Here is an 18,209-nt window from a genome sequence, read left to right as displayed (position 1 = left end):
TAGGCGGGTTCACGTCCGACCCGATCCGAGGAGCGCAGGTTGCCACTCACCGCCGATGTCAAGGCCGAACTGGTAGCCATCCGCGACCCACGTGCGACGGCGCGCGTTGCCGAGGTGACGTCGCTGCTGCGTTTCTCCGGCGGTCTGCACTCGATCGCGAACAGGATCGCCATCGAGGCGGAACTCGACTCCGAGGTTCTCGCGCGCCGCACGGCTCGTGACCTGGTCGAGCTCTACGGCGTCCGTCCCGAGCTCGGGCATGTGCAGGCATCGTCGTCGCGCCAAGAGGGTCACTTCGTCGTCCGGGTCATCGACGGCGGTGAGACGCTGGCGCGCCAGACGGGCCTTCTCGATCAGCGTCGTCGTCCCGTTCGCGGGCTGCCGAACAAGCTGACGACCGGGTCCCGCGACGACCTCGCGGCCATCTGGCGCGGGGCGTTTCTGGCCGCGGGTACGCTGACGGATCCCGGTCGCTCGGCCGCGCTCGAGGTGACCTGCCCCTCGTCCGAGGCCGCCATGGCGCTCGTCGGGGCGGCGCATCGTTTGGGCGTGGCCGCGAAGGCCCGTGAGGTTCGCGGAGTGCACCGCGTCGTGGTGCGCGACGGCGAGGCGATCCGCGCCATCCTGCAGGCGATGGGAGCCCAGCGTGCCGCTGCCGAGTGGGAGCAGCTCCGCCAGCGCCGTGAGGTGCGCGCCGGTGTGAACCGTCTGGTCAATTTCGATGACGCCAATCTGCGCCGTTCAGCCCAGGCCGCCGTTGCCGCGTGTGCGCGTGTCGAGCGGGCCCTCGAGATCTTGGGGCCCGGAATCCCCGACCATCTGCGCGAGGCGGGAGAGCTGCGCCTGGCCCACCGCGAGGCGAGCCTCGATGAGCTCGGCCACCACGCCGATCCGCCGCTGACGAAGGATGCCGTCGCGGGACGCATCCGACGTCTGCTCGCGATGGCCGACAAGCGTGCCGAGGACGAGGGCATCCCCGGCACAGAGGCGGGTATCCCGGCTGACGTCGACGCCTGATCGAAGCGCCATCGGTGCGGCGGGCGCCCGTACAGATGCCCGGATCGGGAAGCAAGGCCCTGGTCTCGGTGTTGCCCATCGATAGGATGAGAACGTCATCCGCGCCGCGCGAAGCGTGGCACCGACAGGAGGAAATACGACTATGGCGACTTACACGCTGCCCGAACTTCCCTACGACTACGCCGCTCTCGAGCCGCACATCAGTGCCTCGATCATGCAGCTGCACCACGACAAGCACCACCAGGCCTACGTGACCGGTGCCAATACGGCGCTGGAGCAGTTGGCGGAGGCGCGTGACAAGGGTGACTTCGCCTTCGTGAACAAGCTCGAGAAGGATCTCGCCTTCAACCTCGGTGGACACACGAACCACTCGATCTTCTGGACCAACCTCTCGCCGAACGGCGGAGACAAGCCCACCGGCGAGCTCGCGGCCGCGATGGACGACCACTTCGGTTCGTTCGACAAGTTCGCCGCCCACTTCACCGCCGCCGCCCTCGGTGTGCAGGGTTCCGGCTGGGCCGGCCTGTTCTGGGATTCGATCGGCCAGAACCTGATCATCCAGCAGTTCTTCGACCAGCAGTCGCAGTTCGCCGCGGGCACCGTCCCGCTCCTGCTGCTGGACGTCTGGGAGCACGCCTATTACCTGGATTACAAGAACGTCCGCGCCGACTATGTGAAGGCGTTCTGGAACATCGCGAATTGGGCTGACGTTCAGACCCGCTTCGAGACCGCCCGCGAGAAGACTGCGGGTCTGCTGGTAATGTCGTGACGGAGGCGAGGACGCCGCTGAGCCCTTGCTGAGTCGAGGGATCCGGCGTCCTCCTTCATCCGAAAAGCGCGTATCCGCGCACCTAAAGGCGCCGCCCCGCGCCACGAGAATCGGGAGACACCGTGTCTGTCAAGATCGGCATCAACGGCTTCGGCCGTATCGGACGCAACTACCTTCGCGCGGCGCTCGCGCAGGGCGCTGACCTGGAAATCGTGGCGGTGAACGACCTCACCGACAACAAGAGCCTCGCGCACCTGCTCAAGTACGACTCGGTCGGCGGCCCGCTCGCGGAGGACGTGTCTTACGACGCCGACTCCATCACGGTCGGTGGCAAGAAGATCCGCGTCTTCGAAGAGCGTGACCCGGCGAACCTGCCCTGGGGCGAGCTCGGCGTGGACATCGTGATCGAGTCGACCGGTCGCTTCACGAAGGCCGAGGACGCCAAGAAGCACATCGCCGGTGGCGCGAAGAAGGTCCTGATCTCGGCGCCCGCCACGGGCGACGACGCGACCATCGTCATGGGCGTCAACGAAGAGACCTACAACCCCGAGACCGACGTCATCATCTCGAACGCGTCGTGCACGACCAACTGCCTCGCGCCCCTCGCGAAGGTCTTCAACGATGCGTTCGGCATCGAGCGCGGCTTCATGATGACCGCTCACGCCTACACGGCCGACCAGAACCTGCAGGATGGCCCTCACAGCGATCTGCGCCGTGCACGCGGTGCCGCGATCAACATCGTCCCCGCCTCGACCGGTGCCGCCAAGGCCATCGGCCTCGTGCTGCCGGAGCTGCAGGGCAAGCTCAGCGGCTCGTCGTACCGCGTTCCGGTTCCCACCGGCTCGATCGTCGACCTGACGATCGTCACGCCCACCGAGGGCCTCACCGTCGACCAGATCAACGCCGTCTACAAGACGGCTGCGGCCGAGGGGCGCCTGAAGGGGATTCTCGAGTACACCGAGGACCCGATCGTGTCGAGCGACATCCAGGGCAACCCGCACTCGTCGATCTTCGACGCCGAGCTCACCAACGTCAGCGGCAACCTCGTGAAGGTTTCCAGCTGGTACGACAACGAGTGGGGCTACTCGAACCGCCTCGTCGACCTCACCGAGTACGTCGGCGAACGTCTGTAGGTTCCGCTGATGCCCCTGCGCACTCTCGATTCGCTGGGGTCGCTCGTCGGCACGCGTGTCATCGTCCGCTGTGATCTGAACGTCCCCCTCCGGGACGGTCAGATCACGGACGATGGCCGCGTGCGTGCGTCGCTGCCGACCCTGAACGCCCTGATCCAGCGCGGTGCCCGCGTCGTGGTCTGCTCCCACCTCGGTCGTCCCGATGGTGCTCCCGACCCGAAGTACAGCCTCGAGCCGGTAGCGCAGCGACTGTCGGAACTGCTCGCCAAGCCTGTCGCGTTCGCACGTGACACGGTGGGTGAGTCCGCCCGGGAGGCCGTGGCGGCCCTCGAGGACGGCGATGTCGCGGTTCTCGAGAATCTGCGCTTCGAGCCGGGCGAGACGTCGAAGGATGCCACGGAGCGCCGCGCATTCGCGGAACGCCTGGCGGCGCTCGGTGACGCGCTCGTCTCGGACGGTTTCGGTGTCGTGCACCGCAAGCAGGCGAGCGTGTACGAGCTCGCCGAGCTGGTGCCGTCCGCTGCGGGCCTGCTGATCCAGGCCGAGCTCGATGTGCTCGACCGGCTGACGGAGAACCCTGAGCGTCCCTACACGGTGGTGCTCGGTGGGTCGAAGGTCAGTGACAAGCTGGGCGTGATATCGCACCTGCTCCCGCGCGTCGACCGCATCCTGGTGGGTGGAGGCATGGTCTTCACCTTCCTCGCGGCGGAGGGTTTGAAGGTTGCGTCGAGCCTGCTCGAGACCGATCAGCTCGACATCGTGCGCGAGTACGTGCAGCGGGCCAGGGATACGGGCGTCGAGCTCGTGCTGCCCACGGACATCGTCGTCGCGTCGAAGTTCGGCGCGGATGCCGAGCATGTCGTGACGGCGGCCGACGCGATGGAGGACACCCCGTTCGGCGCCTCCGGCCTGGGTCTGGACATCGGCCCGGAGTCCGCGGCCCGATTCGCCGAACTCATTCGTGACAGCAAGACCGTCTTCTGGAACGGCCCGATGGGCGTGTTCGAAATGCCGGCCTTCGCCGCCGGCACGAAGACCGTTGCCAAAGCGCTCACCGAGGTCGATGGCTTGAGCGTGGTCGGCGGCGGAGACTCCGCTGCCGCCGTCCGTCAGCTCGGATTCTCGGACGACCAGTTCGGTCATATCTCGACGGGCGGCGGAGCCAGCCTGGAATTCCTCGAGGGTAAGAAGCTCCCCGGACTGGAGGTCCTCGGATGGGAACAGTGACGCAGAACGCCGCGCGTCAGGGGCGTACACCGCTGATCGCCGGCAACTGGAAGATGAACCTCGATTACCAGCAGGCGATCGCACTCGTGCAGAAGCTCGACTGGGCGTTGAAGGATGCCAAGCACGACGCGGGCTCAGTCGAGGTCGCCGTGTTCCCGCCCTTCACCGATCTGCGGAGTGTGCAGACGCTGATCTCTGCCGACAAGATCGAGTTCTCGCTCGGTGCCCAGGACCTGTCGGTGCACGACTCCGGCGCCTACACGGGAGAGATCTCGGGCCAGTTTCTGAAGAAGCTCGGCTGCAGGTATGTCCTGATCGGACACTCGGAGCGACGTCAGTACCACGCCGAGGGTGACGATGTCGTGGCGGCGAAGGTCAAGGCGGCCCTCAAGCACGGTCTCGTCCCCGTGATCTGCGTCGGTGAGACAGCCGAGGATCTCGAAAACCACGGTGCGAGCGCCGTCCCGGTCGCACAGCTGAAGGCGGCTCTGGCCGATATCGCGGCCGGCACCGAGGTTGTTGTGGCGTACGAGCCGGTCTGGGCCATCGGTTCGGGCCAGGCGGCGACGCCCGATCAGGCCCAGCAGGTCTGCGAGAAGCTGCGCGCGGTTGTCGCAGAAACGCTCGGCGACGACGCGGCAGCGGCAACGCGCATCCTCTACGGCGGCTCGGTTGCCGCGGGCAACATCGCGGGCTTCATGCGTGAGCCCGATGTCGATGGGGCGCTCGTGGGAGGCGCGAGTCTGAAGGTCGACGACTTCGCCGCCATCATCCGTTACCAGAAGCACGTGGGCGTCTAGGCTCTCCGCCTATACTTGAGGACGTTGCGCCCGCCCGACGGGTGCTCTGAAAGGCTTTACCGGTGCAGATTATCGAATTCGTGATGCAGGTGATCCTCGGCATCACGAGCCTCTTGCTCACCCTGTTGATCCTGCTCCACAAGGGACGTGGTGGCGGGCTCTCCGACATGTTCGGCGGCGGCATGACGTCGTCCCTCGGGTCGTCGGGGCTCGCCGAGCGGAACCTCAACCGATTCACCATCGTGCTCGCCCTGACGTGGTTCGTTGCGATCGTCGCACTCGGCCTCATCACCAAGTTCCAGGGGATCTGACATGGCTACTGGCGGAAACGCGATCCGCGGCACCCGGGTGGGTGCGGGCCCGATGGGCGAACAGGACCACGGATACCACGCGGAGCGCGTCGCCGTCCCCTATTGGGACGCGCTCGGCAACGAGACGGTTCGCTACTTCGCCGCAGGCGTGCCCGAGGACGAGATCCCGGACACGATCGACAGCCCGCACTCGGGTCTCCCGGCCGGGCGCGACAAGGCCAACCCGCCGTCACTCGCGAAGGCTGAACCGTACAAGACGCACCTGGCCTACGTGAAGGAGCGTCGCACGGACGAAGAGGCCGCCGCGCTCCTCGACGACGCCCTGCGCGCCCTGCGCGAGCGTCGCGGCCTCGGCTGAGTCCGCTCGGTGCCTCACGAACTCAGTCGGGATCGATGAGTTCCGCGGGTACTTCGGCCGCGGCGTCCGCGTCGACGAAGAACAGTGTGCGGTGACGGCCTTTTGCGCCAGCGGCCGGGACGCTCATGTAGCTGGCTCCGGCGAGGGCGAGACCGAGTGCGGCCGCCTTCTCGGACCCCGTGAGGACCAGCCATACGCGCTGTGATGCATTGATGACCGGGCGCGTCAGCGTTACGCGCACCGGTGGAGCCTTGGGGGAGTCGTACACGGCCACGGCCGCCCGGTCGGTGACCCCGATCTCGGGACGGTCGGGGAACAGTGATGCGATGTGCGCATCCGGTCCGACTCCGAGCAGGCAGATGTCGAAGCTCGGCCACGCGCCGGCCGTGGGATCGTCCGACGACGCGAAGCCTGCGAGCTCGGCGGAGTACGCCTCTGCGGCGGCCTCCGCCGATTCCGACCGATCGGACGCGAGGACCTCGTGCACGTTCTTGCTCGGTATGGACAGGCGCGTGAGCAGAGCGTCTCGGGCCTGCAGAGCATTGCGATCCGGAGATGCCTCGGGAACGTAGCGTTCGTCGCTCCACCAGAAATGCACGCGCGACCAGTCGACGAGCTCGACCCCCGGATGGCCCGAGATCGCGGAGAGAACGCTGACCCCCGCACGTCCACCGGTGATCGAGACATGCACGAGAGGGCGTTCGACGCTCAACACGGCAAGCTTCTCGACGATGCGGCGCGCGACCGCGGCGAAAACCGTGTCGCGGTCCGCGCTGACGATGACGCGACGGTCGGTGAGGTTCTCAGTCGACATGCGGCTCCCGGCTGACGGGCGGGTCCAGAAGCTCCCAGCCCTCGGTGATCACACGACCATACAGCAGGTCGGGATCGAGCCGACGAAGCTCCTCGGCGAGGCATTCCCGCAGGGTGCGTCGCGGCAGAACCAGGTCGTGCTGCGGCTGACCCTGTTGCGTCAGGCAGGCGACCGTCGGGGAGGAACGTTCGAGCAGGATGTCTCCGCCCTCGCGCTGCAGGTCCACCGACTTGATACCGTCCACCCACTCGTCGGGCGGCATGTATTCCCAGGTCACGGGGACGTTCAATTTGAGACGTAACCACGCTGCGAGGAGTGCCGTCGAGGGCGACGTGCTCGCACCTCGCACGACGGCACCCGTGATGGGGGTGAAAGGCGGTTGGTCGAGAACCGCGGCGAGCTGCTCGCGCCAGTGGGTGAGACGGGTCCACGCGAGATCGGTGTCTCCCGGAGCATGGTTCGCGCCCAGGATGGAGAGGCGATCGGCGGCCTGCGGCGCGGTCGAGGCATCTGTGATCCTGCGCTGAGCCATCCGCCCGAGCGGCGAATCCGACGGCTTTCGCGGCGGCTGATCCGGCCACCACACCACCAGAGGCGCGTCGGGCAGGAGCAGACCGGTGACGAGGCTCTCTTCGTTCGACGCCGCGGCCCCCGAGGCGCGCAGCACGATGACCTCGCTCGCCCCGGCGTCGCCGCCGACACGAATCTGCGCATCCAGTCGAGGTTCTCCCTGAGTGTCCGCCATCAGCACGATGACCCGCATCGGATGCTCGCGCGAGGCGTCGTTCGCAGCCTCGATGGCGTCTTCTTCGAGACCGTGCCGCGTTGCGATGATGAGCGTGAGTACACGGCCGAGCGCGACCACACCGCCCTCTTCGCGGGCGTTGACGAGGGCCTTGGCGATTTGACTGACGGTCGTGTCGGGCATCTCGATGATCATGGGCGTCTCCAGACTCGTCCATCGCGGGCCAGGAGTTCTTCCGCGGAAGCGGGGCCCCACGACCCGGGACTGTACTGCTCCAGCGGTCCACCCTGGGCGGCCCAGAACTCCTCGACGGGGTCGAGGATGCGCCACGAGAGTTCAACCTCTTCGTGACGCGGGAACAGCGGCGGCTCGCCGAGCAGGACATCGAGGATCAGGCGTTCGTATGCCTCGGGGCTCGCCTCGGTGAAAGCATGCCCGTAGCCGAAGTCCATCGTGACGTCGCGCACCTGCGTGCCGGCGCCCGGAACCTTCGAGCCGAATCGGATGGTGACGCCCTCGTCGGGCTGGATCCGGATCACGAGGGCGTTCTGCCCGAGTTCGAGGGTCTGGCTGCGCAGGAACAGATGCTGCGGCGCCCTCTTGAAGACGACGGCGATCTCGGTGACACGACGGCCGAGGCGCTTGCCCGTGCGGAGGTAGAAGGGAACACCTGACCAGCGGCGGGTCGCGATCTCGAGCTTGATCGCCGCGAACGTCTCGGTCGTCGACGCCGAGTCCATGCCGTCCTCTTCCAGGAACCCGGCGACCTTGTCGCCGCCCTGCCATCCGCCGGCGTACTGACCGCGAGCGGTCGCCTCCGCGAGATTGGCGGGCAGCTGCACGGCAGCGAGGACTTTCTCCTTCTCCGCGCGCAGGTCGTGTGCCGACAGCGAGATGGGCTCCTCCATCGCGGTCAGGGCGAGCAGTTGCAGGAGGTGGTTCTGGATGACGTCGCGTGCCGCGCCGATCCCGTCGTAGTAACCTGCGCGGCCACCCACGCCGATGTCTTCGGCCATCGTGATCTGCACGTGGTCGACGTAGTTGCTGTTCCAGAGGGGCTCGAACAGCTCGTTGGCGAACCGGAGGGCCAGGATGTTCTGGACCGTCTCTTTGCCGAGGTAGTGGTCGATCCGGAAGATCGAATCCGCCGGGAACGCAACCTCGAGAGCGTCATTGAGCGTCCGCGCCGAGGCGAGGTCGTGCCCGAACGGCTTCTCGATGACGACACGGCGCCACGCGTCGTCCCCGTTCGCATTCTCGTTGACCAGTCCCGAGTCCCGGAGCTGCTTCGCCACCATCGCGAAGTCTTTCGGGGGGATGGAGAGGTAGAAGGCATGGTTGCCCATCGTCCCGCGTTCGATGTCGAGTCGTTCGACGGTCTCGCGCAGGCGACGGAACGCATCCGCGTCGTCGAACTCGCCCGAGACGAATCGAATCCCCTGCAAGAGCTGTCGCCAGGTCTCTTCGCGGAACGGCGTGCGCGCATACTGCTTGACGGCCTCGTGGACGACGTTCGCGAAGTCCTGGTCTTCCCAGTCGCGACGCGCGAACCCCACCAGGGCGAACCCGGGCGGAAGCAGGCCGCGATTGGCCAGGTCATAGACCGCCGGCATGAGCTTCTTGCGGGACAGGTCGCCTGTCACGCCGAAGATGACGAGGGCGCTCGGACCGGCGATGCGGTTCAGACGACGATCGTCCGGGTCGCGCAGCGGATTGTGCCCGCGCGAGATCTCGATGGGCATACGGGTGTGCCTCTCTGGTGTTACTGGGCGGCTTCGAAGAGCGCCATGACTTCGACCGACGGGTCGGTGAGCGTGAGCGTCACGACCGGTCGCTTGTGGTCGGCGAGCACGGACGCGTCGCCCGATGCCTGCGCTTCGATCAGCTGGCCGAAGGTGAAGGGGAGTCCCGGGATCTCGAGGTCGACATCCGTGCGCTCGGTGATCTGCAGGAAGACGCCGACCGCGGGGCCACCCTTGTGGAACTGCCCGGTCGAATGCAGGAAGCGCGGTCCCCATCCGAATGTCGTCGGGCGACCGCAGTCGGCGGCGACGAGTTCGCGGAGCCCGGAGAGCTGCGGGATCGACAGGCGATCGACGTAGGCCTGCACGGCGACGTAGCCGTCCGCGGGCAGCCGCGACCACAGCGCGTCGAGGACCCCGGCGATCGTGCCGGATGCCGCGAGCTCGGGGTCGCTGACGCGCACCTCGACGCCGTCCACCACGAACGCCGGCGGAGCGGGTTCGGGACGCGCCTCGAGCAGGGCGCGCGTGGCGATCTTGGCCGACTCGACGTCGGGCTGATCGAACGGGTCGATACCGAGAAGGCGACCGGCGATCGCCGTCGCGTACTCCCACACGATGAACTGCGCGCCGAGCGAACCGCTGACGAGAACCTCGCCCGGGTGCCGCTCGAACAGGTGGAAGTGCTGGGCGTCGTCGACGAGACGCACGATCTGCAGATCGGGCAGGTCCTCGTCGAGTTCGGGCGAGACGGGCAGGAGGACGACGGGCAGGATTCCCGTGCCCTGCTTGCCAGTCGACTCGGCGACGAGCTGCTCGATCCAGTCGGGCAGCCCCACGATGTGGGTTCCATCGCTGATCAGGCCCATCTTGTCGCGTCGGGGGTTCGTGCCGGCGATCGCGGCGGCGAGAACCAGTGCGGGGTTCTCGGGGCTGTCGATCGCGACCTCGAGGAGGGTCGCGTCGGCCTCGTCGAGCAGCTCGCCGATGTCCACACCGGCCAGACCCGAGGGGACGAGTCCGAAAGCGGTGAGGGCCGAATAACGTCCGCCGACGTTGGGGTCGGCGTTGAAGACGCGGTAGCCCGCGGCGCGAGCCGAGGCATCGAGGGGCGACCCCGGGTCGGTCACGACGACGATGCGCTCGGCGGGGTCGATGCCGAGGTCGCGGAAGGCGGCCTCGAACGTGCGGCGCGCGGAGTCCGTCTCGACCGTGGAGCCCGACTTGGACGACACGATCAGCGCGGTGCGGTCGAGGCCACCGGTCTCGGAATCGCCGTCGAGCGCCGCGAGCACCTGGCCGGGGGCCGTGGAGTCGAGGATGACGAGGGGCACCCCGGACGTCTGCGTGATGACCTCGGGTGCGAGCGACGAGCCGCCCATTCCGGCAAGCACGAAGCGGTCGACACCGCGGGCCAGGAGATCAGCGCGGAGCGCCTCGATCTCGGCGACCAGCGGACGCGAGACCGTGACGGCCTGCACCCAACCGAGACGCTTGGATGCCTCGGCCTCGGCGGCCGGACCCCACAGGCTCGCGTCACCGCTCGTGATCCCGGAGGCGACGAGGTCGGCGACGAGGGTCGGCACGACGCGTTCGACGGCCTCTCTCGGCGCACCCGAGACGTGGATCTCGAAGCTCATCGGGCCGACTCCGGGGCTCCGGCGAGGGCCTTCGCGACGGTCTCCTGCAGGTCGTGCCACGATGCGATGAACTTCTCGACGCCCTCGTCCTCGAGGACCTGCGTGACGTCGTCGATGTCGACGCCCACGGTCGCCAGCGCGTCGATGACCGAATGCGCGTCGGAGTAGTTCGTCGTGATCGTGTCGCCGGTGACGACTCCGTGGTCGAAGGTCGCCTGCAGCGTCTTCTCCGGCATCGTGTTGACGGTGCCCGCGGTGACGAGCTCGGTTACATAGAGCGTGTCGGGCAGGGCCGGGTCCTTGACACCCGTCGAGGCCCACAGGGGCCGCTGTGCGTGCGCGCCCGCTTCGAGCAGGGCCACCGCGCGCTCGGACGCGAACTTCTCCTCGTACAGCTCGAAGGCGAGTCGGGCGTTGGCGATGCCGGCTTTCGACTTGAGGGCGAGCGCCTTATCCGTGCCGATGGCGCCGAGGCGCTTGTCGACCTCGGTGTCCACGCGCGAGACGAAGAACGAGGCGACCGACTCGATCGACGCGAGGTCGATCCCGGCCGCCCGGGCCTTCTCGAGCCCGGCGAGGTACGCGTCGATGACGTCGGCGTAGCGCTCGAGGCTGAAGATCAGCGTCACGTTGACCGAGATCCCCGACCCGATGACCTCGGTGATGGCCGGAAGCCCGGCCTTGGTCGCCGGGATCTTGATGAGGGCGTTGGGGCGGTCGACCGCCGCCGACAGCTCCTTGGCCTGCGCGATGGTCGCGTCGGTGTCGTGCGCGAGGTCGGGGGATACCTCGATCGAGACACGGCCGTCGACGCCGTTCGTGGCGTCGAAGATCGGACGGAAAATATCGCACGCGTCGCGTACGTCGGTCGTGGTCAGCGAGAGGATCGCCTCGTCTGCGGTGGCACCGGCCGCGCGCTGCGCGTCGATCGCCTCTTCGTAACCGATTCCGGCCGAGATGGCGCCCTGGAAGATGGTCGGGTTCGTCGTCACGCCGACGACGTTCCGCGTGTCGATCAGTTCCTGCAGGTTTCCGGTCGTGATGCGCTGACGCGACAGGTCGTCGAGCCAGATGCTGACGCCGGCGGCCGAGAGATCTGCGGTGGGGGTGGTCATGCGTTCTCCTTGAGGGTCTCGCGCGCCGCTTCCACGACGGCCTCGGCCGTGATGCCGAACTTCTGGAACAGGGTCTTGTAGTCGGCCGATGCACCGAAGTGCTCGATCGAGACGGAGCGGCCGCGGTCGCCCACGATGCCGCGCCAGGGCAGGGCGATGCCGGCCTCGACCGACACGCGCGCGGTGACGGATGCGGGTAGGACGCTCTCGCGGTACTCCGCATCCTGCTCGGCGAACCACTCGAGCGACGGGGCCGAGACCACGCGTGCGTTGACTCCCTCGGAGGCCAGCGTCTGTCGTGCCGCCACGGCGAGCTGAACCTCGGAGCCCGTGGCGATCAGGATCACATCGGGCGTACCGCCGGGCGCCTCGGCCAGGACGTAAGCGCCGCGCGTCGCCAGTTCGGCCGACGCGAACGTGTCGCCGGATGCTTCGCCCGCACCGCGTTCGAACACCGGGATGTTCTGACGTGTCAGAGCGATACCGGCGGGGCCGGCGTGACGGCGCAGCAACTCGAGCCAGACGACGGCCGTCTCGTTGGCGTCGGACGGGCGTACGAGCGCGAAGTTGGGGATCGCCCGCAGCGTCGCGATCTGCTCGATCGGTTGGTGGGTCGGGCCGTCTTCGCCGAGCGCGACGGAGTCGTGCGTCCAGACGAACAGCGAGGGAACGTTCATCAGGGCGGCGAGACGCACCGGCGGGCGCATGTAGTCGCTGAAGATCAGGAACGTGCCGCCGAACGGGCGCGTCGGGCCGTGCAGCACGATGCCGTTGATGATCGCGCCCATCGCGTGCTCGCGGATGCCGAAGTGCAGCACGCGGCCGTACGGGGATCCGGTCCACTCGTGAGTGGACCATTCGGCGGGGATGAAGGACTTCGCGTTCTTGATGGTGGTGAGGTTCGACTCGGCCAGGTCGGCCGAGCCGCCCCAGAGCTCGGGAAGCTTCTCGGCGAGGGCGTTGATCACGAGACCCGATGCGGCGCGCGTCGAGACCTCTTTGCCGGCCTCGAAAGCGGGCAGCGCGTCCGCGATGTCGGCGGGCAGTTCGCGCGCCTGAAGACGGTCGAGCAGCGCCTTGCGGTCGGGGTTCGCGGCGGACCAGGCATCGAACGCGGTCTGCCATTCGGCGTGCGCTGCGGCCCCTCTGTCACGGAGTCCGCGGGTGTGGGCGATGACAGCGTCGTCGACCACGAAGTTCTTCTCTGGGTCGAATCCGAGCACCTTCTTCGTGGCGGCCAGTTCGTCGGCGCCGAGCGCCGAGCCGTGGATCTTGCCGCTGTTCTGCTTGCCGGGCGACGGCCAGCCGATGATCGTCTTGAGGATGATGAGCGAGGGCTTGCTCGTCTCGCCCTTCGCCGCCTCGATCGCCGCGTACAGCTCGGCGACGTCTTCGACGTACTGGCCGGTCTTCTTCCAGTCGACCGTCAGCACCTGCCAGCCGTAGGCCTCGTAGCGCTTCGCGACATCCTCGGTGAAGGCGACGTTCGTGTCGTCCTCGATCGAGATCTGGTTCGAGTCGTAGATCGCGATGAGGTTGCCGAGCTCCTGGTGGCCGGCGAGCGAGGATGCCTCGCTCGTGACGCCCTCCTGCAGATCGCCATCACCGGCGATGACGTACACGAAGTGGTCGAAGGGTGAGGCTCCGGCCGCGGTCTCGGGATCGAACAGCCCGCGCTCGTACCGGGCCGCGTACGCGAACCCGACGGCCGAGGCCAGGCCCTGGCCAAGCGGGCCGGTCGTGATCTCGACGCCATCCGTGTGGCCGAACTCGGGGTGTCCCGGGGTCTTCGAGCCCCAGGTGCGCAGGGCCTCGAGGTCTTCGAGTTCGAGGCCGAAGCCGCCCAGGTAGAGCTGGATGTACTGCGTGAGCGACGAGTGCCCCACGGAGAGGATGAAACGGTCGCGCCCGAGCCAGTGCGGGTCGGCCGGGTCGTGTCGCATCACGCGCTGGTAGAGGAGATACGCCGCGGGGGCGAGGCTCATCGCGGTTCCCGGATGGCCGTTGCCCACCTTCTCGACCGCATCTGCCGCGAGCACGCGGACGGTGTCCACGGCCTGCTTGTCGATCTCGTCCCAACGCAGTTCCGACACCGGACCGCCCTTCGTCTTGGGGAGCGCCTCAGCCGCCTCTCGAGCACACGCCGAATCGTTTTCGGGGGTGTTCACGGGGGAGGGCGCGAGGGCGCATGTCATGTGGTTCCAGCATAGCGAAGGGGCATCCCCGCGCGGCGGGTCGTGCGAGGCGCGGTGTTGCCGTGCCGCTGCTCGGGGAGGGACGCCGCGCCGATGCCATAGACTCGAGGCGTATTTGCGAGCGCCGAGCGGGGAGCGATGGACATCACGACGACGCCTGACATCCGGGCATCCGACGCCCCCGCGGCTCCGCGATCCTTCGGTCGCGCGCTGCGTGCCTACGTCGCTCTGACGAAGCCCCGCGTCCTCGAACTGCTGCTCGTCACGACCGTTCCGGTCATGATCCTGGCTCAGAACGGGCTCCCCAACCTGTGGCTCGTCCTCGCCACGGTGATCGGCGGTTCGCTGAGCGCCGGGTCCGCCGCGGCGTTCAACATGTACCTGGATCGCGACATCGACGCTCACATGCAGCGCACCGAGAACCGGCCGCTCGTGACGGGCGAGGTCTCGCCGCGCGGCGCTCTCGTCTTCGCCTGGTCGCTCGCGGTGTTCTCGACCCTCTGGCTCTGGGCGACGACCAACGCCCTGGCCGCGATCCTGTCGGCGACGGCCATCTTCTTCTACGTCGTGATCTACACGATGATCCTCAAGCGTCGCACCGAACAGAACATCATCTGGGGTGGGATCGCCGGGTGCTTCCCGGTCGTGATCGGCTGGTCGGCCGTCACCGGTTCGCTGAGCTGGACCGCGCTCATCCTGTTCGCGCTCGTCTTCCTCTGGACGCCGCCGCACTACTGGCCTCTGTCCATGAAGTACAAGGCCCAGTACGACAACGTGGATGTGCCGATGCTCGGTGCCACCCGCAGCGGGGCTCAGGTCGGCCTCCAGGTCATCCTGTACGCCTGGGCGACGGTTGCGTGCTCGCTGCTGCTCATCCCCGTTGCGAACATGGGGATCGTCTACACGGCATCCGCGCTCGTGTTCGGCGGGTGGTTCATCTACGAATCGCACCGGCTCTACAACCGTGCCGTACGCGGCACCGAGCCCGCGCCGATGCGTGTGTTCCACGCGTCCATCACGTACCTGACGCTGCTGTTCGTCGCGATCGCGGTCGACCCGCTGCTTCCGTTCTAGCCGCAGAACGCCGATCGCCGGGCCGCTGAAATCCTCAGCTTCCCGGCGATCGGACGTGCGGCGCGCCCGCGCTCAGTTCTTGGGCGGGGCGACCTGTTCGCCGGGCACGGCGGCCGGGTCGGCCTGCACGGCAGCCTCGTCGGCGGTCACACCGTCGACCACGACGGTTCCGTTCGGGCCGGGCTCGACCTCGTCGACACCGTCGTCGAGCGTGTCGGCGACGATGACGAGAGGCTCATCACGCTTGACCAGTGATGCGGCGACGGCGAGCGTCAGCGCGAACGCGAGGCCGATCAGGCCGGCTCCGATCAGGACGGATCCGAGAACGGCCCACGACTGACCCGCGTAGACCTCGACGCCGGTTGCGCTGCCATCGAGGATCGAGGAGGTCATGACGCCGAGCTTGTCGAGGGTGAGCCACAGACCGACACCGCCGGCTGCTACGGAGCCGACGATGAGGGCCCAGTAGGGAATGCTGCGGACGAGGCGGGGACGGGCGGTCATAGGTTCTCCTTGTTCGAGGCGCGGCGTAACGAGCCGCGGGAGAGACTATTCCGGGCTCGGTCGTGCGGGACCTATCCGAAGCCTATGTGTTCGCTGTGCGTGCGACCGGGTCTGCGACGGGCGTGCGGCTCTATCGCGCGGATACGGATGTCGCGGGCGCGGCCTCGTCGGCTGCGATACCCGCCCCGCCCGATACCTTCAGGTGCATGATGACCGCGGTCATCGCCGCCACCAGCAGCACCGCCAGCACCATGTGGATGTTCACGAGCGCGACCGGAAGGCCCGTTCGCGCCTGCCACAGGCCGACGGCGATCTGTACAGCTTCGACGGCCAGCAACATCAGAACCCAGCGCCGCAGCGGAAGTCGCCAGCTGCCCACCAGCAGGAGCAGGGTGAGCGCGAGGGTCGCGTATGCCGGCCAAGAGTGCAGGTGCTGCATGAGCTCCGGGTCGAGTCCGTTGCGCGCGGCACCCGCGTCTCCGGCGTGCGGTCCGGCGCCGGTGACCACGATCCCGACCAGCACGGTGACGAGCACGACCACCGAGGTCAGGTGGGCGAGCATCGCGAGCCCACGAGGCACGACGGGTATGCGTCGGCCGGGCGTCGAATACACGCGGACGACGAACACGGTCGCGAAGGCGACCAGCACGACCGACGCGAAATAGTGGAGGCCCACGACGTAGGGGTTGAGGTTGGTCAGCACCGTGATGCCGCCGATGACAGCCTGGATCGGCACGTACAGACCGATGATCAGCGCGAGCCAGAACAGGTCGGGCCGGGCGCGACGCATCCGAACGACGAACAAGAATGTCACGATCGCGACCGCCACGAGCACGAACGTCAACAGGCGGTTGCCGAACTCGATGATCCCGTGGATACCCATCTCGGGAGTGTTCACGAACGACTCGGGCGTGCAGCGCGGCCAGGTGGGGCAGCCCAGCCCCGAGGCGGTCAGCCGAACCAGACCGCCGGTACCGACGATCGCGACCTGCACGACGAACGTGGCCCAGGCGGCGACGATGACGCGCCGATCGACGGTGTCGGGGAGCATCCGCCAGATTTTCTGCGCGCGACCGGGTTCCTGCGACAAGCGGATCGCCTCCTGGGGGCATGCCGCGTCGGGTCGGGCGCGGGCGGTGGTCGGCCCGCCGGTCGGGTCGACCCTGTAGAATCGAGGGGTTGCGGTGCGCGTGCGAAAGCACTCGACGCGCTGCCAACAGTTTAGGCGCGCGAACCGTGTGCCCCTGAGCCTGGCCCGGAAACGGCGGACCCCGTTCTCGCACACAGAGAACGAATGGATCGCCGGGGCGGATGAAACCGTTGCGGCCAAGAGGAGAGTGTGACCATGTCTGACGTCCTGATCGATCGCCCCGAACTGGCGGGGCTCGGAGTCTACGAATTCGGCTGGCACGATCCCGACGCTGCGGGGGCCGCCGCCAAGCGCGGCCTCAGCGAAGCGACGGTGCGTGACATCTCGGCGCTCAAGGCCGAACCCGAATGGATGCTGCAGCGCCGTCTGAAGGCGCTCGAGCTCTTCGGCCGCAAGCCCATGCCGACGTTCGGCGCCGACCTCAGTGAGATCGACTTCGACAACATCAAGTACTTCGTGCGCTCGACCGAGAAGCAGGCGCAGTCCTGGGAAGACCTCCCGGAAGACATCCGCAACACGTACGAGCGCCTGGGAATCCCCGAGGCCGAGCGCCAGCGCCTCGTCTCGGGTGTCGCGGCGCAGTACGAGTCCGAGGTCGTGTACCACCAGATCCGTGAGGACCTCGAGGCGCAGGGTGTCATCTTCATGGACACCGACACCGCGCTCCGTGAGCACCCCGAGATCTTCGAGGAGTACTTCGGGACGGTCATCCCGTCCGGCGACAACAAGTTCGCGGCGCTCAACACCGCGGTGTGGTCGGGTGGCTCATTCGTCTACGTCCCGAAGGGCGTGCACGTCGAGATCCCACTGCAGGCGTACTTCCGCATCAACACCGAGAACATGGGCCAGTTCGAACGGACCCTGATCATCGCGGACGAGGGCAGCTACATCCACTACATCGAGGGCTGCACGGCTCCGATCTACAAGAGCGATTCGCTGCACTCCGCCGTCGTCGAGATCATCGTGAAGAAGAACGCCCGCGTTCGCTACACGACGATCCAGAACTGGTCGAACAACGTCTACAACCTCGTCACCAAGCGTGCGGTCGCGCACGAGGGGGCGACGATGGAGTGGATCGACGGCAACATCGGCTCCAAGGTGACGATGAAGTACCCGGCTGTCTATCTGATGGGCGAGCACGCGAAGGGCGAGACGCTGTCGGTCGCTTTCGCCGGTCCGGGTCAGCACCAGGACGCCGGCGCCAAGATGATCCACATGGCCCCCTACACGCAGTCCTCGATCGTGTCGAAGTCGATCGCTCGTGGCGGCGGACGCGCGGGATACCGCGGTGAGGTTCGCGTCGACGCGAATGCGCATCACTCGGCCAACACGGTCCGGTGCGATGCCCTGCTGATCGATACGATCTCGCGCAGCGACACGTACCCGGCCATCGACATCCGCGTCGACGACGTGCAGCTGGGCCACGAGGCGACCGTCTCGAAGGTCAGCGAGGAGCAGCTGTTCTACCTGCAGTCCCGTGGCATGGCCGAGGACGAGGCGATGGCCATGATCGTGCGCGGATTCATCGAGCCGATCGCCCGCGAACTGCCCATGGAGTACGCCCTCGAGCTGAACAAGCTCATCGAGATGGGCATGGAAGGAAGCGTCGGATGAT

17 protein-coding genes are annotated in these 18,209 nt (G+C 67.4%); 9 read left to right on the top strand and 8 right to left on the bottom strand.

Annotated features, from left to right (window positions below):
• Positions 1–39 precede the first annotated feature (39 nt).
• The 7 genes from whiA to CGU35_RS08280 all read left to right on the top strand — a co-directional run bounded on the left by whiA (position 40) and on the right by CGU35_RS08280 (position 5,615).
• Positions 40–1,017: a DNA-binding protein WhiA gene (gene whiA / locus CGU35_RS08310; protein ID WP_100811028.1), complete on the top strand. Its 978-nt coding sequence runs from the start codon at positions 40–42 to the stop codon at positions 1,015–1,017.
• A 142-nt stretch (positions 1,018–1,159) separates the two neighbouring features.
• Positions 1,160–1,786: a superoxide dismutase gene (locus tag CGU35_RS08305; protein WP_100811027.1), complete on the top strand. Its 627-nt coding sequence runs from the start codon at positions 1,160–1,162 to the stop codon at positions 1,784–1,786.
• Between the two features lie 122 nt (positions 1,787–1,908).
• Positions 1,909–2,919, top strand: a complete 1,011-nt coding sequence (gene gap, locus CGU35_RS08300; protein ID WP_100811026.1) for a type I glyceraldehyde-3-phosphate dehydrogenase — start codon at positions 1,909–1,911, stop codon at positions 2,917–2,919.
• A gap of 9 nt (positions 2,920–2,928) precedes the next feature.
• Positions 2,929–4,146, top strand: coding sequence for a phosphoglycerate kinase (locus tag CGU35_RS08295; RefSeq protein ID WP_100811025.1), 1,218 nt, complete (start codon positions 2,929–2,931; stop codon positions 4,144–4,146).
• Positions 4,134–4,946: a triose-phosphate isomerase gene (tpiA, locus tag CGU35_RS08290; protein WP_100811024.1), complete on the top strand. Its 813-nt coding sequence runs from the start codon at positions 4,134–4,136 to the stop codon at positions 4,944–4,946. The genes CGU35_RS08295 and tpiA overlap by 13 nt, the downstream gene beginning before the upstream one ends.
• An 83-nt stretch (positions 4,947–5,029) precedes the next feature.
• Positions 5,030–5,257, top strand: a complete 228-nt coding sequence (secG, locus tag CGU35_RS08285) for a preprotein translocase subunit SecG (protein ID WP_374935760.1) — start codon at positions 5,030–5,032, stop codon at positions 5,255–5,257.
• A gap of 1 nt (position 5,258) precedes the next feature.
• Positions 5,259–5,615 (top strand): RNA polymerase-binding protein RbpA, encoded by a 357-nt coding sequence (locus tag CGU35_RS08280; protein ID WP_100811022.1) that lies wholly within the window; start codon positions 5,259–5,261, stop codon positions 5,613–5,615.
• Between the two features lie 22 nt (positions 5,616–5,637).
• On the opposite strand, the gene pgl is transcribed toward CGU35_RS08280, so the two are convergent.
• From pgl to tkt, 6 genes are read right to left on the bottom strand one after another with little or no spacing between them, the layout of a single operon-like run.
• Complete coding sequence (gene pgl, locus CGU35_RS08275; RefSeq protein ID WP_100811021.1) at positions 5,638–6,429, bottom strand: 6-phosphogluconolactonase; 792 nt, start codon at positions 6,427–6,429, stop codon at positions 5,638–5,640.
• Positions 6,419–7,369, bottom strand: a complete 951-nt coding sequence (locus CGU35_RS08270; RefSeq protein ID WP_100811020.1) for a glucose-6-phosphate dehydrogenase assembly protein OpcA — start codon at positions 7,367–7,369, stop codon at positions 6,419–6,421. The genes pgl and CGU35_RS08270 overlap by 11 nt, the downstream gene beginning before the upstream one ends.
• On the bottom strand, positions 7,366–8,916 hold the full coding sequence (zwf, locus tag CGU35_RS08265; RefSeq protein ID WP_100811019.1) for a glucose-6-phosphate dehydrogenase: 1,551 nt from the start codon (positions 8,914–8,916) through the stop codon (positions 7,366–7,368). The genes CGU35_RS08270 and zwf overlap by 4 nt, the downstream gene beginning before the upstream one ends.
• Positions 8,917–8,936: 20 nt before the next feature.
• On the bottom strand, positions 8,937–10,556 hold the full coding sequence (locus tag CGU35_RS08260; RefSeq protein WP_100811018.1) for a glucose-6-phosphate isomerase: 1,620 nt from the start codon (positions 10,554–10,556) through the stop codon (positions 8,937–8,939).
• Entirely contained in the window at positions 10,553–11,671 is a 1,119-nt protein-coding gene (gene tal / locus CGU35_RS08255) for a transaldolase (RefSeq protein ID WP_100811017.1), read from the bottom strand. Before tal ends, CGU35_RS08260 begins: the two co-directional genes overlap by 4 nt.
• Positions 11,668–13,764, bottom strand: a complete 2,097-nt coding sequence (gene tkt / locus CGU35_RS08250; protein ID WP_100811369.1) for a transketolase — start codon at positions 13,762–13,764, stop codon at positions 11,668–11,670. Before tkt ends, tal begins: the two co-directional genes overlap by 4 nt.
• Positions 13,765–14,004: 240 nt before the next feature.
• On the opposite strand from tkt, the gene CGU35_RS08245 reads away from it, so the two are divergent.
• Positions 14,005–14,940 carry a heme o synthase gene (locus tag CGU35_RS08245; protein ID WP_100811016.1) on the top strand — a complete coding sequence of 312 codons (936 nt, stop codon included), beginning with the start codon at positions 14,005–14,007 and terminating at the stop codon, positions 14,938–14,940.
• A gap of 72 nt (positions 14,941–15,012) precedes the next feature.
• On the opposite strand, the gene CGU35_RS08240 is transcribed toward CGU35_RS08245, so the two are convergent.
• A complete protein-coding gene (locus tag CGU35_RS08240; protein WP_100811015.1) occupies positions 15,013–15,444 on the bottom strand; it encodes a dinucleotide-utilizing enzyme in 432 nt (143 codons plus the stop codon).
• Positions 15,445–15,574: 130 nt separating this feature from the next.
• Positions 15,575–16,495, bottom strand: coding sequence for a COX15/CtaA family protein (locus CGU35_RS08235; protein ID WP_100811014.1), 921 nt, complete (start codon positions 16,493–16,495; stop codon positions 15,575–15,577).
• A 294-nt stretch (positions 16,496–16,789) separates the two neighbouring features.
• Here CGU35_RS08235 and sufB point away from each other — a divergent pair, with 294 nt between their 5' ends.
• Positions 16,790–18,208, top strand: a complete 1,419-nt coding sequence (sufB, locus tag CGU35_RS08230) for a Fe-S cluster assembly protein SufB (protein ID WP_100811013.1) — start codon at positions 16,790–16,792, stop codon at positions 18,206–18,208.
• Position 18,209 lies beyond the last annotated feature (1 nt).

It is taken from the genome of Microbacterium sp. BR1 (genome assembly GCF_002812725.1).
GTDB lineage: Bacteria > Actinomycetota > Actinomycetes > Actinomycetales > Microbacteriaceae > Microbacterium.
This window is presented reverse-complemented; position numbering and strand designations above follow the sequence as displayed.

What these genes read in the sequence shown, in the direction of transcription:
- tal (WP_100811017.1), bottom strand. Translation starts at nt 11,671, where the DNA reads ATGACCACCCCCACCGCAGATCTCTCGGCCGCCGGCGTCAGCATCTGG.
- pgl (WP_100811021.1), bottom strand. Translation starts at nt 6,429, where the DNA reads ATGTCGACTGAGAACCTCACCGACCGTCGCGTCATCGTCAGCGCGGAC.
- CGU35_RS08245 (WP_100811016.1), top strand. Translation starts at nt 14,005, where the DNA reads ATGGACATCACGACGACGCCTGACATCCGGGCATCCGACGCCCCCGCG.
- CGU35_RS08240 (WP_100811015.1), bottom strand. Translation starts at nt 15,444, where the DNA reads ATGACCGCCCGTCCCCGCCTCGTCCGCAGCATTCCCTACTGGGCCCTC.
- CGU35_RS08260 (WP_100811018.1), bottom strand. Translation starts at nt 10,556, where the DNA reads ATGAGCTTCGAGATCCACGTCTCGGGTGCGCCGAGAGAGGCCGTCGAA.
- secG (WP_374935760.1), top strand. Translation starts at nt 5,030, where the DNA reads ATGCAGGTGATCCTCGGCATCACGAGCCTCTTGCTCACCCTGTTGATC.
- CGU35_RS08270 (WP_100811020.1), bottom strand. Translation starts at nt 7,369, where the DNA reads ATGATCATCGAGATGCCCGACACGACCGTCAGTCAAATCGCCAAGGCC.
- sufB (WP_100811013.1), top strand. Translation starts at nt 16,790, where the DNA reads ATGTCTGACGTCCTGATCGATCGCCCCGAACTGGCGGGGCTCGGAGTC.
- CGU35_RS08295 (WP_100811025.1), top strand. Translation starts at nt 2,929, where the DNA reads ATGCCCCTGCGCACTCTCGATTCGCTGGGGTCGCTCGTCGGCACGCGT.
- CGU35_RS08305 (WP_100811027.1), top strand. Translation starts at nt 1,160, where the DNA reads ATGGCGACTTACACGCTGCCCGAACTTCCCTACGACTACGCCGCTCTC.
- CGU35_RS08235 (WP_100811014.1), bottom strand. Translation starts at nt 16,495, where the DNA reads ATGCTCCCCGACACCGTCGATCGGCGCGTCATCGTCGCCGCCTGGGCC.
- CGU35_RS08280 (WP_100811022.1), top strand. Translation starts at nt 5,259, where the DNA reads ATGGCTACTGGCGGAAACGCGATCCGCGGCACCCGGGTGGGTGCGGGC.
- zwf (WP_100811019.1), bottom strand. Translation starts at nt 8,916, where the DNA reads ATGCCCATCGAGATCTCGCGCGGGCACAATCCGCTGCGCGACCCGGAC.
- tpiA (WP_100811024.1), top strand. Translation starts at nt 4,134, where the DNA reads ATGGGAACAGTGACGCAGAACGCCGCGCGTCAGGGGCGTACACCGCTG.